The 14,535-nt window shown below is 38.2% G+C and carries 16 protein-coding genes; 3 read left to right on the top strand and 13 right to left on the bottom strand.

What is annotated here, in order from left to right:
• Positions 1–58 precede the first annotated feature (58 nt).
• The 11 genes from MKX29_RS11235 to MKX29_RS11185 all read right to left on the bottom strand — a co-directional run bounded on the left by MKX29_RS11235 (position 59) and on the right by MKX29_RS11185 (position 10,351).
• Positions 59–784 carry a hypothetical protein gene (locus tag MKX29_RS11235; protein WP_341105541.1) on the bottom strand — a complete coding sequence of 242 codons (726 nt, stop codon included), beginning with the start codon at positions 782–784 and terminating at the stop codon, positions 59–61.
• Between the two features lie 14 nt (positions 785–798).
• Positions 799–1,815 carry a LytTR family transcriptional regulator DNA-binding domain-containing protein gene (locus tag MKX29_RS11230; RefSeq protein ID WP_341105539.1) on the bottom strand — a complete coding sequence of 339 codons (1,017 nt, stop codon included), beginning with the start codon at positions 1,813–1,815 and terminating at the stop codon, positions 799–801.
• A gap of 958 nt (positions 1,816–2,773) precedes the next feature.
• Complete coding sequence (locus tag MKX29_RS11225) at positions 2,774–3,847, bottom strand: NAD(P)/FAD-dependent oxidoreductase (RefSeq protein WP_341105538.1); 1,074 nt, start codon at positions 3,845–3,847, stop codon at positions 2,774–2,776.
• Positions 3,847–4,176 carry a (2Fe-2S)-binding protein gene (locus MKX29_RS11220; RefSeq protein ID WP_251162254.1) on the bottom strand — a complete coding sequence of 110 codons (330 nt, stop codon included), beginning with the start codon at positions 4,174–4,176 and terminating at the stop codon, positions 3,847–3,849. The genes MKX29_RS11225 and MKX29_RS11220 overlap by 1 nt, the downstream gene beginning before the upstream one ends.
• Positions 4,177–4,208: 32 nt before the next feature.
• On the bottom strand, positions 4,209–5,267 hold the full coding sequence (locus MKX29_RS11215) for an NAD(P)/FAD-dependent oxidoreductase (RefSeq protein ID WP_341105535.1): 1,059 nt from the start codon (positions 5,265–5,267) through the stop codon (positions 4,209–4,211).
• Positions 5,257–5,580, bottom strand: a complete 324-nt coding sequence (locus tag MKX29_RS11210) for a (2Fe-2S)-binding protein (protein WP_224936668.1) — start codon at positions 5,578–5,580, stop codon at positions 5,257–5,259. The genes MKX29_RS11215 and MKX29_RS11210 overlap by 11 nt, the downstream gene beginning before the upstream one ends.
• A 13-nt stretch (positions 5,581–5,593) precedes the next feature.
• Entirely contained in the window at positions 5,594–6,394 is an 801-nt protein-coding gene (locus tag MKX29_RS11205) for an ABC transporter permease (protein WP_224936669.1), read from the bottom strand.
• On the bottom strand, positions 6,391–7,305 hold the full coding sequence (locus MKX29_RS11200; RefSeq protein WP_341105533.1) for an ABC transporter permease: 915 nt from the start codon (positions 7,303–7,305) through the stop codon (positions 6,391–6,393). Before MKX29_RS11200 ends, MKX29_RS11205 begins: the two co-directional genes overlap by 4 nt.
• 4 nt (positions 7,306–7,309) lie before the next feature.
• Positions 7,310–8,377 carry an ABC transporter ATP-binding protein gene (locus MKX29_RS11195; RefSeq protein WP_224936671.1) on the bottom strand — a complete coding sequence of 356 codons (1,068 nt, stop codon included), beginning with the start codon at positions 8,375–8,377 and terminating at the stop codon, positions 7,310–7,312.
• Positions 8,378–8,392: 15 nt separating this feature from the next.
• Entirely contained in the window at positions 8,393–9,457 is a 1,065-nt protein-coding gene (locus tag MKX29_RS11190; protein ID WP_251162487.1) for an ABC transporter substrate-binding protein, read from the bottom strand.
• A 171-nt stretch (positions 9,458–9,628) separates the two neighbouring features.
• Positions 9,629–10,351: a GntR family transcriptional regulator gene (locus MKX29_RS11185; RefSeq protein ID WP_341105531.1), complete on the bottom strand. Its 723-nt coding sequence runs from the start codon at positions 10,349–10,351 to the stop codon at positions 9,629–9,631.
• Positions 10,352–10,523: 172 nt separating this feature from the next.
• Between MKX29_RS11185 and MKX29_RS11180 the strand changes: the two genes are divergently transcribed.
• A complete protein-coding gene (locus MKX29_RS11180) occupies positions 10,524–10,970 on the top strand; it encodes a hypothetical protein (protein ID WP_341098047.1) in 447 nt (148 codons plus the stop codon).
• A 335-nt stretch (positions 10,971–11,305) separates the two neighbouring features.
• Positions 11,306–12,127: a hypothetical protein gene (locus MKX29_RS11175; protein WP_341105529.1), complete on the top strand. Its 822-nt coding sequence runs from the start codon at positions 11,306–11,308 to the stop codon at positions 12,125–12,127.
• 44 nt (positions 12,128–12,171) lie between these two features.
• On the opposite strand, the gene MKX29_RS11170 is transcribed toward MKX29_RS11175, so the two are convergent.
• Positions 12,172–13,077 (bottom strand): DMT family transporter, encoded by a 906-nt coding sequence (locus MKX29_RS11170; protein ID WP_341105527.1) that lies wholly within the window; start codon positions 13,075–13,077, stop codon positions 12,172–12,174.
• A gap of 118 nt (positions 13,078–13,195) precedes the next feature.
• Between MKX29_RS11170 and MKX29_RS11165 the strand changes: the two genes are divergently transcribed.
• Positions 13,196–13,882, top strand: coding sequence for an ArsR/SmtB family transcription factor (locus MKX29_RS11165; RefSeq protein WP_341105525.1), 687 nt, complete (start codon positions 13,196–13,198; stop codon positions 13,880–13,882).
• 373 nt (positions 13,883–14,255) lie between these two features.
• On the opposite strand, the gene MKX29_RS11160 is transcribed toward MKX29_RS11165, so the two are convergent.
• Entirely contained in the window at positions 14,256–14,525 is a 270-nt protein-coding gene (locus MKX29_RS11160) for a hypothetical protein (RefSeq protein ID WP_251162261.1), read from the bottom strand.
• Positions 14,526–14,535: the final 10 nt, after the last annotated feature.

The raw sequence follows: 14,535 nt of genomic DNA, 5'->3' as shown, positions 1-14,535 counted from the left end.
CTTCTATATCAGCAACTTCTGCATGAAAGGAGGGAAATTCATTCCGAGTGGAGACGATTTATGCCTCAATGGAGACCTTTTTTTGCCTTCTCTTTATGAGAAAGAGCAAAGCAATGCCACCCCAAATGAATGGCACAATCATAAACTTCAATCCAGAGGTAAAGTCCTCATTTTCAATCAGAGTAAGACCACGTTCGATGTGATAATTGGGAAAAAGAATGGTTAACTTATTCAGGAGCGAAGAATAAACCAATCCTTCTATTAAGAAATAAACAATCATAATTGGCCATCCATATAAACTTACATCAATTGTATTTTTTGCATATTCAGCGATAGCAGTCCCTATTAAAAGCCACATACAGAAAAATGGGATGGTAAATACACTGGCCATCAGTATTTGCGCTAAACTATAACCATAAATAATCATACCAATAGTGAACAAAAGATAAGATATACTATAGGTAACGATGGATTTAGCTAAGAAAATATTTATTCGCCTTATCTTCATCAAACGATATAATATGCCTGTCCCCTGCTCTTTTTCTTCAACCATTAAGTTCCCTTGTGTATACATTGTCACCAAAATACTAATAAAACTAAGTAGTGAAGTCATGCCTTTGAAAAAGGTAATCTGTTCATTTGAAAAGGTGATGGTCAAATTATTTAATACATAAATGAAAAAAATCATCGCGAAGGCAGTGAAAAAGAGTAATAATACTTGCCCATTAAAGCGCAAATCTTTTAGTTCCCTTATCATTAAGACCTTAATTTGCTGTACATTCATGCAAATCACCCCTTTTACCAGTTCAACAGTTCTTTTAACTCCCCATATCGTGATTTGGATAAAGGAACCGTCTTTTCATTTTCCAATGTGAGGCTATAACTATTCTTACTCCATACCACAACTTCCCTAACACGCTGCAAATTAACTAAGTAAGAGCGATGACAGCGAAAAAAACCGTAAATATGTAATCTCGTTTCAATGTCCTTCATTGAAACAGTTGATATAAACTCTTCATTATTTACATGGAGAATCGTTTGTCTATCTCTCGTTTCCACAAAATCAATCTCTAATGGGTCAAATAGAATAAATTTATCGTCTGATTTAGCTGATATTTTCTCGAATCTTTGTTGGTATATCGTTTCGTCTTCTGTGTCACTAGCCTCTTTTTCCTCTACTTCTTCTTCGGCTTCCTCATTATATTCAAGCCGCTGTAGTCCTCTATCGGTCAAACGGAATACTTTTGTCCCTATACGAATGCTCTCTTCTAAAGAAGAGGTAAGAATAATAATGAAACTATCCTTTTTCAACAATTCATTAAGAATACGATTCAATACCTGCTTCGATTGGAGATCAATGTGATAAGTAGGTTCTTGAAAAATATAAATGGTCGTAGGTTGAATCAAACTGCGTGCAAATTGTAATCGTTTTTTCTCTGAGAATGTTAGTCCTTTGTTTTTCTTATTACGGACTTCATTTAATTCAGCAAGCGCTAAAATCCTCTCTATATCTACTCTTACACCATACAAGTCACACCAAAAACGAATCGTTTGCTCGGGGGTTAACCGTTTATATTCGCCCATATTCGTCCGGTAAAAGAATAAATCCTCCACCCCACGGAGAACACCGTCTGAGAGACGGATTTCATTTGTCATATAACTTCTATCTTCCTCCATTAAGGATAAAAATGCATGCATATATTCCATGTCTGCTTGAATCGCAACCACATCTTTTTTTTCAATGGTCAATTGTATAGAAGGCAAGACAACTGTATTGCTAACGACCTTCCCAAAACCTTCAAAAATTAATGACATATACACTCTTCTCCTTCTGAACCTATTTATTATGACGGATTTCTAGAAGTGGTACCTTCATAATGAACGAAAAAGAGGAAAAAGCAAACGAAAAGGGAGCAAATCTTGGTTAAACTCATCCTTTTATTATTTACGCCTCACCGAGTGGTCATTCATTTTATCCCGGTGTATAAAACATATACTTTATTGTATTGAAGGAAATTATAAGGAATGAACTGTTTTTTCACCTTGATGAAAGCTGTGAGACATACTGGTCGTCTAAAGGGGAGTACGCGATCAGTTAGCCGAAATTTCATCATAATATGATTGGAGAAGTGGGGGAAATTTTGACTCCTTCCGGTAAAGAATAAAAAAGGGGGTGCAGAAGATGGCTCATATTATAACGATCAAGTATAGATAATGGCACAGAGAAAAGGACATTTTGAGATACCATGTGGCAAGATCGATTTACTATCTCACCACATTTCTTTAAGGAAATAAACAATATTGAAAAATAACCGTTAATTGCTCCCAAGTCTCAGCTTCACGAACACTGACTCCCTATATATATCCAAATTAGAACCTGCTAGTGGCTATGGATTAGCAAGAGAAACGTGGTTACTTTCCTAACAGCCTGCGCCGGGGAAATATTACGTAAGAAAATCCATTGATTAAGAATCATTTCATTATATTTTAAGAGGAATATTGCGATTTGCGCGACTACCTCAATCACATTCCCCCTATTTAGTCGCGTCTCCCTCCTCTCTTCAACAAAATTCTACATTTCCAATCATTTTCCGGGAAATAAGATAAGCATTCGACTAGAAACAATTATTTTCCGTAAGGTTAAGAAGCAAGAAATTAAATATATTTCACACATCATATGCAAAAAGGAAAAACGCCTTAGGGAATCAGGAGAAATATGGTAATTACAACTTTGATTGCGCAAAAATAACCGTTGTTGTTCCGTTTCTTCTCTTCAGGCAAACCGACTAATCCCATACCTCTCAATCGGAATTGAGGTTTCCTTATCAATTATTAACTCCGTAATTAATGTGCCTATAAGCGGTGATAGGGTTACACCACTGTGGGTAGCTGCTACATATAAGTTCTCAATATTAGGCACGGCACCAATGATAGGAAATCCATCTTCCGGCATGGCACGTATGCCAGAGAAAGCACGAACAATTTTTGCTTTTTTAATGGCTGGCACATAACGGATGGCCATATTGGCTGTTTCTTGCATTACATTAAGTGTGGTGGAGCGATTAAACCCTTTATTTTCCATGGAATACCCCATCAAAACCTCACCATTATTTGCTTGTCTAAGACCGCTCACTGTATGATTCAGAAAAGGTTTAAGCGGTTCAGAAACTAAAATTTGTCCTCTTACTTGATTCATTGGAATATGAACATCAATCATTTTCCCCAATTCTCTGGACCATGTTCCCCCAGCTAGAATAAGCCTTTTACATCGATAAGTGTCCTTCGTTGTAGCTACGATAAACCCGCCATTGATTTTCTGAAGGCCATGAACAGGGTTATATGTTGAGTATTGCACTCCTTTTCTTTTAGCTGCTCTCATATACATATCTATGAGTCGAAAAGGATTTACATTTCCATCTATGGAGCTATAGGTGGCTCCTTCGACATCCGGATTCATGAATGGCTCTTTTTCCAATACCTCTTCTTTTGATAATACTTTAATATCTATGCCAATTTCTTTATATGCTTCTGCTAGTTTCATTGCCTTCACTCTATCCTTTTCATGAAAAAATGGTGATAGTCCGCCTGTTCGTTTATATTCGACATCACCAATTTTTTTCGATAGATAAGGATATAACTCAGCACTATAATAATTCAATTCTGCATACCATGAAGGTGTTTTATTATGCACCCATACCCATGCCTGAGTAGAGCCAGAAGTACCTGCTAAAGGGTATTTTCGATCAATGACTAATATACTTTCTTGGCTTCTTTCTGAAAGATGATAGGCAATCCCGCTACCCACGACTCCTCCACCTATCACAATTGTATCGAATTGAGTGTTCATCACTTCACCTTCCCATCTGTCAGCTCTATTTCATCAAGTACAGACTTGACTGTAGAAAACTGTTGGCTATCTGTCGCTAATGCCTCCAAACTGACAGGCGAAATGGGCATCCGAAAACGAGGTGGATAAATTTGTTCCATCGACAACCCTGTTTGCTTGTGTATCACTTCAGCTACTAATTTACTGCATATTTTTGACTGACATGCACCCATTCCACAACGGGTTATTCTTTTAATATCATCGAATGTTCTTCCGCCCTGAGTGATTACTTCTTCTATTTCTTCATAGCTTATTTCTTCACATCTGCAGACAATTACTGACTTATCCATTCAATCCCCTTCTTATCTTCAATTTTAATAATCTAAGAAATAAATTGATCTTTTAATTGTGGTGTGGAAAATTGTTTAATATGCTCTTTTCTTGCTGAAAATGTATCGCTCTCTTCTTCATTCTCTAACTTACTATATAGCGAATTCCTTACTACTTCAGTTTCTTCTGGCGGTAATGATTGAAGCGCTTCACACACGCTAGCAGCCGCTAACATTCCCGTTAGAATAAGAGCGGAATGATTACTGACTCCAGCTGCATTTCCTGTGACATATACATGATCCTTACTTGTTTGAAGTTGATGATTGTAAACAGGAAGCCAGCCCCCGAGTTCTGCTTGATATCTAAGAGCACAGTCCAATTGATACACGATATCTAATATAGGAGATTGTCCCCCATCTATTAGAACGATGTCAGGCTTTAAGGTGATCATCCCATGAGGAGTTTGTATGTCAATTTCTTCTAGCTTCCCATTGCCTCTAGCCTCAATAATTGAGCTATTTTCATACAACGGTATATTCATATCCCCGAAAGTGGAGTTTCCTAACTGTTTGTTTTGTTTTACTATAGCGACGATATTTACTTCTACACTAAGCAGAAGTTCACAAACATCGCTGGCAAAGGAGTTATCACCATAAATCACTGCTGAAGATCCTGGTTTTACTCGATCCCGATTCACTACACTTTGTGCTGCTCCTATCGTCATCACACCTGGTAAGGTCCATTTAGGAAAAGGTATCGCATTTTCAGCTGCCCCTGTTGCGATGATGATTTTTTCAGCAAATACCGGGAAAACATCTTTATCATTTGTCACACCAATCTGTCCATCTTCATATACACCAATGACACGATGACCTAACAACCACTCCACTGCCAGTCCTTCTAACCGTTCCACTAAAAATTGAGCAAGCTCAAAACCTCTCATGTTTGGGAATATATCGGGTAAAGCTAATATTTGGCTTTGTTGCCATAATTGCCCGCCTGCTTGTTGATGTTCATCGATGATTAGAACACATAGACCTGTCTTGGCTACTTCATAGGCTGCCGTTAAACCGGCGGGACCAGCTCCAATAATTAATACGTCAGCCTTCATCAATATCTCTCCTTAATTCGGGGTCTTCTAGCCCTTCACTTATTTTCATCCCATCTCTTACTTTCCTCATACAGGTTTTCACGTGATCTTCTCCGTCCACAGTCATATAACAACTACAACATCTACCCTTTGAACAAAACATTCCCCTTGCTTGAACGAGCTTCCTACTTTGCCCTAGCTTCTTCACATTATTGGCCATTAATGCACCAGCAATCGATTGGTTATCATAGGCTTCAAGAGGTTGCTCATTCAAATAAATAGTAATGGGTTTGTTCAATTGCTCACCTAATATTGGATGCTCTTTTATATGCACGACTTTCACCTCTCTAATTTTTAGAAGAGAATATTTTCCCTACTCCCATCACCCGCTCAATTATAATCATTAGAACGACCGTCATAATGATCATGATGCTAGACACCGAGGCGATAATGGGATCATATTGATATTGCATATACGTATAGATTCGTACCGGTAATGTCACTACATCCGTACTTACGATAAAGAGGGCTACGGTTAAGTCGTCAAACGATGTAATGAATGCAAAGATGGCTCCCGCAATAACCCCGGACTTAATCACCGGTAAAGTGATTTCAAAAAACACTCGAATAGAACTGGCGCCTAGATTCATTGCAGCCTGTTCAATCACTCGGTCAAACCCTACTAAACTAGCAACAACTAATCTCATTACAAATGGAACAGTTAATATAATATGTCCAAGGATTAATGACAGTGGGCTTGTTGCTAGTCCAATCCATGAGTAAAATTGTAATAGCGCCACACCAAAGACAACTGAAGGTATAAGTAAGGGTGAACCAATTAATTGTACAATCGCATTTTTCCCCTTAAACTCCCTTCGAACAACTGCTAAAGCAGACATGGTACCAATGATTGTTGCAATGATTGCTGTGCCAAAAGCTACACTGATACTTAAGATGAAGGAATCGATAAATTCCGGATGTTCGATTAACTCTATATACCATCTCAAAGTAACGCCTTCAGGTGGAAAAACGATATATTCTGTCGTGGTTAAAGATGATAATAAAACGACGACAATGGGTGCCAATAAGAATAAATACACTATTAAACAAGAAAGACTTAGTAATATGCTCGGTAACTTTTTCTTCATTGGATCGCCACCCCTTTTTCCGATTTGCTAAGGACTTTACTGTATATAAGGATGGTGATGGTAGCAACTAAGATCAATAAGAAGCCAATCGCTCCACCATAAGGCCAGTTCATCATAACAGCCACCTGTTCATAAGTAATATAGGACATCACTTTCACTTGTGGTCCCCCTAGAATAGATGGAGTAACGAAGGAACTAACGCTTAAACTAAAGACCATTACCGAGCCTGCGAAAATGCCGGGTAAAGTTAATGGCAATACAATCGACACAAACGTTCTCAAGTTACTTGCCCCTAAGTTTTTTGAAGCGCGAATAATAGAAGGATCAATTCTCTCTAAAGCCCCCATAATACTTAACACCATATAAGGAAACAGCACATGTACCATTCCGACAATTACACTAAATTCACTATAAAGTAAGGGAGCCGGTTCATTAATCAATCCCGTTGTCATTAGGGTTTGATTAATCACCCCATTATTCGATAGTAAGATGACCCAACCATAACAACGAATAACCATACTAATTAACAAAGGAGACAGAACCAGCAATGTTAAATAATTTTTCATCCGAGGCTTGGCCTTCGTTATTTGGTAGGCAACAGGATAAGAAATAATAATTGTAATGATTGTCGTAATAAAACCAATTTTTATTGTTCGCCAAAGCACACTTATATAAAAAGGATCAGACAAAAATTGAATATAATTCGCTAGCGTCCACTGATTGCCAATCCCAGTACCAGCATCAAACGTTTTAAAGCTAGTAACAAATAAAAAGAACAAGGGGAGCAAGAAAAAGAAAAGAAAGATAGCTAGTGTAGGAATGAGCAATAACCATGTATCTCTCCGTTTTTTAAAGTTCTTTTTCTTTTGCATAAGGAAGATTTCATTATCTACGCGTGTATTTAACTCCATTTCCTCACCTCACATTCCTAGAAGGCAGGATATCCTCTGCTTGCCAGAAGGTTTGCACTTTACTGCCTTCTATAATTGAGTGTGGATTTAAAGCTGTATTCGGAATGTCTGCAATTAAATCTTTATCTTCTACTTTAAGGAAATACCTTGTTTTAGCACCTAAGAACATTTTCTTCATTACGATCGATTGAAATCCCTCTCCCTCATGTTTTTGAGTAATGACAATTTTTTCTGGTCGAACAAAAAAATCAAGTTTCTCATTCGTTCGGAGTTGGAAAGGAAGTAACTGTTCATCTCCATAGAAATTAACTCTACTTTCATTCCCATTCTCCCCGCCTACTACTACGCCTTGTATTTTATTAACTTCTCCAATAAATTGAGAGACAAAGTCCGTTTTAGGTTGATTATAGATGGTTATTGGATCATCGACTTGTTCAATTCGCCCTTCATACATCACGGCAATCCGATCAGATATGGCTAAGGCCTCTTCTTGGTCATGTGTAACAAAAATAGTCGTGATACCTACTTGCTTTTGAATATCCACTATCTCTTCACGCATTTCTTGTCTTAGCTTCGCATCCAGATTACTTAAAGGTTCATCAAGCAACAAAACTTTTGGCTTGATTACTAATGCGCGCGCTAATGATACCCGTTGCTGTTGCCCACCTGATAATTCCTTTGGATACCTTTTCTCATAGCCAGCTAACCGAACCATGTCTAATGCTTCTAACACTCTTTTTTTTGCTTCTACCTTTGATACTTTTCTCAATTTGAGCCCATATGCAATATTGTCAAACACAGTCATATGTGGGAATAACGCATAATTCTGAAATACCATCCCCATTTCTCTTTTGTTAGCAGGAAGCAGATGAACGGCTTGTCCATCTACCTCTATTCGTCCTCCATCGACATCCAGAAAGCCAGCAATCATATTTAATGTCGTTGTTTTCCCACATCCAGATGGACCAAGAAAAGAAATTAACTCCCCCTTACTAATTTCTAAGGTTAGATCCTTCACTACTTCTGTACGATTGAATGTTTTCACTAAATTGTTTATCCGCAAGTAACCCATAATTGATTCACCTCCTTAATGTGATACTTCAATTTCTTTATTCGCACGCTCTGTCCATTCAGCACGCTTACTATTCACTACTTCCCAATCAACTTTAATGAGCTTAGCAATCTCTTCTTCGCCGTACACGACTTTACTTGCTACCTCTTCATCTAACTCAACTTCTTTATTAGCTGGGCCATCGAATAACTCAGCTGCAAATAATTGCTGCGCATCCTCATCTAAAACGAAATTAACAAACTTCTGTGCTAACTCTTGATTTGGGGCATCTTTCACAACACTAACAGTTGCCATTAAGGCTGGCGCCCCTTCTTCCGGGGTAACATATTCAATTGGAAAACCCGAATCTTGTAATGTTAGGACACGACTACTCCCCCAGGCACTTGCTACCGCTTGCCCTTGTAAGAAGTAATTAGAAACATCGGCTGTTTTGTCAAAAGTAATAGTGTTTTGCGCGATTTCTTTCATCTTCTCAAAACCTGGCTCCATGTCTTCTATACTTCCGCCATTGGCAAGTGAAGCCATTAATAATGTGTGAACGCCATAAGTATTCGCAATTGAAGGCAATACTAACTTGCCTTTATACTTAGGATCAGCTAAATCATTCCATGAAGTTGGGGGTTCCCAGCCATTTTCATCAAAATACTTTTTGTTATATGCAAGACCTGTAGTAATAAATCCAAACCCAACCCCAATATTATCTTTGTCCTTAGCAATATCATATAAATGAGCTAAATTCGTAACGATCTCTTCATCTAAAGGAGCTAATAACCCGAATGATTTTGCTTGTGCCTGTGGTCCATCATCAAGAAAAACAACATCAATTTGTGGATTATCCTTTTGTGCCTGAATTTTGGATAGCGTATCAACAGAGCTACCTGTAATGTAAGTCACTTTCACATTATTTTCCTTTTCAAATTTAGGAATCAACACTTCCTTCATCTTTTGTTCATAGCTACCACCATATGCAGCTAATACAAGTGTCTGTTGTTTCTCCTCACCACTTGACTCAGTCGAACCACCACATCCTGCAACCAAAAGTAACAGTCCAACGATTACGATAACCATCCATTTCTTCATCACTTCCATACCCCCATCATTAGATTGACTTCATTTATAATTAGATTGCCTAATTACCTATAATAGATTTTTAATTTTAAATATTCAGTAATTTAATAATAAAAATATAATAATATGATATTATAACTTTTATAGGGTAAAGGAGAAGAAACAAGCAAACGTCTCTCTCCATTAATTAAAATCAACTTCTGTAAAATAAGTTTCTTTGTCCGGTCTCACATAAAACATTGAGTATTCCACGATTTCCTTTTCCTTAGAGTATGTAAATCGTTCCCACTCAAATACGGCTGTATTCTCAGAAATACCTAATACCTCTGCTTGTTTACCTGTAGCTATATAAGGCTTTATAAAAAGCTTAGCTTTTCCTAAATTGATATGAAACTTATGGCGTAGCATGTTGTAAATTAAATCATTATTAATATCTTCACTTGTTATTCCATGACAATGAACATATGGTAAATATGTATATTCCAGCGATATCGGTTCACCATCAACAAGCTTTAAACGTTCAATTCTTACCACCTGATTGCCATGGTTCAACTTCATCTTCTCAACCATTTCACTAGAAGCAATCTCTATAGCAAAGTGTAACAATTCATGGGGGTGCGATTCCGATTGGTCAGTTGTTAACGAGATTAATTGATTAATATCTTGTTCTTTTCTTTTTCCTAAAACAAATGTCCCTTTCCCTCGTTGTCTCATCAAAAAGCCTTTATTGACCAGCTCAATAATTGCCCTCTTTACTGTTATCGTACTAATATTAAATAATGTAGCCAACTCCTGTTCAGTGGGCAATTGAAAACCCTCATCCCACTGACCTGAACTTATTTTATACTCCAACACCTGCTCCACTTGGCGATATAATGGGAGATGTGAATCTTTATTAATTTCCATATATGTATACTCCTCAGATTATAATATTATAACTTTATAAATCATAAGTTTAAGCTGACTTGTTTTATTTGTCAATGTTTTCTGATAATTTATCCTTACAAAATCTCCCTTCACCATGCTAGCTATCTAGGCATACACTATGCTGAAGAAAAATGGAATGGAGAGATTAGGTATGTATCCATATAATTATTATCATGTGTATAGAACACAACCCACTCTTTGGTCACCAGGTGAAGCCACTCAGAATCTTAATCAATTTCAAAATCAATATATTCGAGTGCACATCACCGGGCTTGGATGGGTTGTTGCTCAATTATTAGGTTTTGATGCAGCTACAGGAGTGGTGACGTTAAATGTCTATCGCCCTGGTAGTCATGTGCCAGAATTTATGAGGATTAATCGCGCAGAACTAACTGGGTTAACACCACTTGGATTTACCCCACCACCTGAAGTTACTGGTGGTGCAGGCGGCGGTGGCGGAACACCTGGAGGACCAACCGGACAACCGGGAGGCGGTGCACCTGGCGGCGGTGGCGGGATGCCTAATCCAGGCGGCGGAACACCTGGTGGAAAACCACCTTGGTGTGCATATATGCCGTGGCACCCTTATTGTCAATAAGATACAACATGCGACCATCCCTTTAACATTAAGGGCTGGTCGTGTTTTTTACTTGCCTGCCATTTTTCTCTCCTTTTGGGACCTTATTTTCTTTTTGAAGAATCCGTTACTCAGAATATAAAGTGGTTTTCGCTATTACCACCCCGTTTTTAAACTTCTATCCACGAATAACGCATCCTTTGTATAAAATAAATGCTCAAAAGAATACCATCCAAGGAAAATATATGATTTGTATGACTATAATAGAAAATTTTTTTATTTGGCGAAGCACAATTGGGTGATTTCATCATAAATTATGAAGACACTATACGGAGATTTGCATGAGGAGGCACAGTATGTATTTTTATTACGGTCCATTCGGGCCACAACCTTATTATCAACCTCAGAGCTATACCCATAACGTTCGCGGCTTACCGGGAGGATTTCCTGGCGCTGGCGGCTTTATAGGAGGAGATGGGCCCCCATCAGGAGGTGCACCAAACTTAGATGATTTCATGCCTGGCCAAGGCTCACCAAATAACGGCGGCGGTATGCCAAACTTAGGGGACTTTATGCCCGGACAAAATAATGGTGGTAGTATACCCAATCCAGCTGATTTCCTACCAGGACAAAATGGAAATGGAAGCGGCATGCCAAACTTACAAGAATTATTACCAGGACAAAACGGATCCAACAGTAATGGTGGAGGTTTACCAAACTTACAAGACATCCTCCCTGGACAGGGAGGGTCTGGATCAAATGGCGGTATGCCAAGCTTAGAGGATCTAACCGAACTTATCCCGCAACCGAACGAGTCAAACGGACAAAACGGGCAATCAGAAGGCAGTAGTGGGACAAATGGCAACGGACAATCAGGTGAAAACGCTGGTGAGGAAGGATCAACAGCACCTGCCTTACCCGCACCACCATCACACTATACCGTCAACAAATATCACTCTCTACTAAAAAATCCACAAACCGCCAAAAACATTCTACAAAGCAAAGGTTCCGCCTGTGTAAACAAATGGAGCATCATCCAACTAACGGATGGGCAAATCCTATTAATGCATATTACAGGGCACGACGCAAACGGGCAAACACAAGGCATATTTTGGCCATCTGGCCGGTATGGTGCATTTGGAAGTAGTGATATTTCAGGGTATAGTTGCAGAGAATGAGTGAATAAAGGTCGCCTCGGGATGGCGGCCTTTTTGTTTATCTATTATCCACTTTTTGTTTTATTTTGTACGAAAGAAGTTTCGCCTACAACTTCTTTTTTGAAGCTATTATTTACCAGATAAATGCCTAATAAAATAAATGAACCCCCAACTAAAAGTGAAAAAGAAATAGGTTCATCAAGCAAGACGTATCCAGTCAAAACACCAAAGAATGGTGCTAAAAATAAATAGGAACTCGTCCTCCCTGGATTGCCTTTTTGTAAAAGGAAATACCAAACCGCAAATTGCACAATAGAGGACATGATACTTAGCCATACCAAAATAAGCACTGAATGCTTCGTCACATGAAAGTATGGTTCTTCAAATACGCTACTAAAAAATAGGAGAATGCCGCCACCAAACAACATCTGATAAGCAGAAAGCACCCACGTATCGAAACGCCCACTCCAGCGATTAACTAATAAAGTAGAAATAGCCCAAAAAACAGCAGAAAAAGCGCCAAACACTAGACCAACCCTAAAATCATTAATGCCCCCTAATGTAATTCCTACGCCTACGAAACCTAAGACAACACCACTCCACTGATACCATTTATAACGGTGACCCAATAAAATAGTGCCAAAAACAATGACTAATAGCGGATTCATAAAAGTTAAAATAGAAGATTCACTTGCTGTTATCGTTCTTAAACTGATAAATATGCATCCCATGACCCCAGCTGTTTGAAAAGAACCTATTAATAGCACTCTCCCCCAATTTTTCATGCTACGAGGGTGCTCTCTCTTCTGTATCAACACAATCACCATCATGATTAAACCAGCTAGAAAAAAGCGTAAACCTGCCAATAACAAAGGGGATGAGTAACCTAACCCTATTTTCCCTATCGCAAAAGATGAACCCATTAGTGCTGTAGTCAACATAATTAAAGTAAAAAAGTTGAATTTCTTCATGTATATTATCCTCCCAAACAATACCCCCACCTACCTTGTAAATAGGTTTTCTTCGTATTATTATAAAACCTATATCATACGATACTTATCGAAGTATGGAATACAGAGGTGTGAAAAAATGAGTATACATCCGAATATTACGGCACTAACAGCCCTACTTGCTGAAAAATCTAGAGCCACGATACTGGCAGCTTTAATGGATGGAAAATTCCATACAGCAAGCGAACTAGCCTATATGGCCACCATTAAACCCCAGACAGCCAGCTTTCATCTTGCCAAACTAATAGAAAACAATCTCGTGATCAGTGAAAAAAATGGCCGATTTCGCTATTTCCGCTTAGCAAACGAGGAAGTGGCCAACACACTAGAAATATTTATGTCCATCTCCCCTCCACCTGAAGTTCGCTCTTTAAAACAATCAAGCCAACTAAAAAGATTAGAAAACGCCCGAACTTGTTACGACCATTTAGCTGGACGTCTGAGTGTGACATTAACCAATATCATGCAAGAAGAAGGATATATTGAGAAATCCAATAAGAGGTTTATCATAACAACAAAAGGCGAGCACTTTTTCAAAGAATTAGGAATAGATTTAATTGCTCTATCTAGAAAACGCCGCTCCTTCTGCCATGCTTGTCTGGACTGGAGTGAACGTACACACCATTTAGGCGGCGCTTTAGGGAATGGTCTATTTGAAAGATATATCGAATTGGGGTGGTTAGAATCTAGAGAAAACTCGAGGGAAATTGTTATAACTACCGAGGGGAAATCTGGATTTAAAGAATTTTTTGGACTATCCATATGACTTCTTTTCAAGTACTATTTCTCATATTATGTTCTAAATAGCCAATAAATTCTAAACAAATTCCGACATCATTAATCATTTCTCGGGAAATAAGGAAAAAATTTGTCAAACACAGCTCCCATTTTTATAACTAATAACTAATACAACTAAGCACAGCTTCAGCAACAAAAAAAGTGAAAGTTGTAAAGAGAATTACGGTAAACATCTAAACATCACAATACCAGTTGCGGAGAATAAAATGAAAGAGGCTGCCGGTTGGCAGCCTTTTGTAAAATATTCTTGAACATTCCTTTCCTACTACACTATCAAGGTAAGAAAGACAAAATCTCCTATGGTTTGTTGGCTCTGCTAATAGGCTTATTATCCATAAACCTCACATATATAACTTTTCCTCCTCCTTCTTCCCTTCACTCTTCATCGTTAATGAGTGTTCTTTTCGTATATATATATCAATAATGCCGAACAATACTGCTATCGCCACTAACTTAATACACCAATTCATCACTTCACCAGCAAAAATGGCTATTAATTCTCCCTGATTCCCACCCATAACAATAGCTATTAGAAAAAGGATTGCCACAATGAACCCCAAAGTTAATGTAATCAATGCAAGCATTCCATATATCTTTTTAAATAGACTCATATCAACACCC

The sequence above is a fragment of the Cytobacillus sp. FSL R7-0696 genome (assembly GCF_038006865.1).
Taxonomy (GTDB): Bacteria; Bacillota; Bacilli; order Bacillales; family Cytobacillaceae; genus Cytobacillus; species Cytobacillus kochii.
The sequence above is the reverse complement of the archived record's forward strand: the minus strand, read 5'-3'. Positions and strand labels throughout refer to the sequence as shown.

What these genes read in the sequence shown, in the direction of transcription:
- MKX29_RS11235 (WP_341105541.1), bottom strand. Translation starts at nt 784, where the DNA reads ATGAATGTACAGCAAATTAAGGTCTTAATGATAAGGGAACTAAAAGAT.
- MKX29_RS11230 (WP_341105539.1), bottom strand. Translation starts at nt 1,815, where the DNA reads ATGTCATTAATTTTTGAAGGTTTTGGGAAGGTCGTTAGCAATACAGTT.
- MKX29_RS11225 (WP_341105538.1), bottom strand. Translation starts at nt 3,847, where the DNA reads ATGAACACTCAATTCGATACAATTGTGATAGGTGGAGGAGTCGTGGGT.
- MKX29_RS11220 (WP_251162254.1), bottom strand. Translation starts at nt 4,176, where the DNA reads ATGGATAAGTCAGTAATTGTCTGCAGATGTGAAGAAATAAGCTATGAA.
- MKX29_RS11215 (WP_341105535.1), bottom strand. Translation starts at nt 5,267, where the DNA reads ATGAAGGCTGACGTATTAATTATTGGAGCTGGTCCCGCCGGTTTAACG.
- MKX29_RS11205 (WP_224936669.1), bottom strand. Translation starts at nt 6,394, where the DNA reads ATGAAGAAAAAGTTACCGAGCATATTACTAAGTCTTTCTTGTTTAATA.
- MKX29_RS11200 (WP_341105533.1), bottom strand. Translation starts at nt 7,305, where the DNA reads ATGGAGTTAAATACACGCGTAGATAATGAAATCTTCCTTATGCAAAAG.
- MKX29_RS11195 (WP_224936671.1), bottom strand. Translation starts at nt 8,377, where the DNA reads ATGGGTTACTTGCGGATAAACAATTTAGTGAAAACATTCAATCGTACA.
- MKX29_RS11190 (WP_251162487.1), bottom strand. Translation starts at nt 9,457, where the DNA reads ATGAAGAAATGGATGGTTATCGTAATCGTTGGACTGTTACTTTTGGTT.
- MKX29_RS11185 (WP_341105531.1), bottom strand. Translation starts at nt 10,351, where the DNA reads ATGGAAATTAATAAAGATTCACATCTCCCATTATATCGCCAAGTGGAG.
- MKX29_RS11180 (WP_341098047.1), top strand. Translation starts at nt 10,524, where the DNA reads ATGTATCCATATAATTATTATCATGTGTATAGAACACAACCCACTCTT.
- MKX29_RS11175 (WP_341105529.1), top strand. Translation starts at nt 11,306, where the DNA reads ATGTATTTTTATTACGGTCCATTCGGGCCACAACCTTATTATCAACCT.
- MKX29_RS11170 (WP_341105527.1), bottom strand. Translation starts at nt 13,077, where the DNA reads ATGAAGAAATTCAACTTTTTTACTTTAATTATGTTGACTACAGCACTA.
- MKX29_RS11165 (WP_341105525.1), top strand. Translation starts at nt 13,196, where the DNA reads ATGAGTATACATCCGAATATTACGGCACTAACAGCCCTACTTGCTGAA.
- MKX29_RS11160 (WP_251162261.1), bottom strand. Translation starts at nt 14,525, where the DNA reads ATGAGTCTATTTAAAAAGATATATGGAATGCTTGCATTGATTACATTA.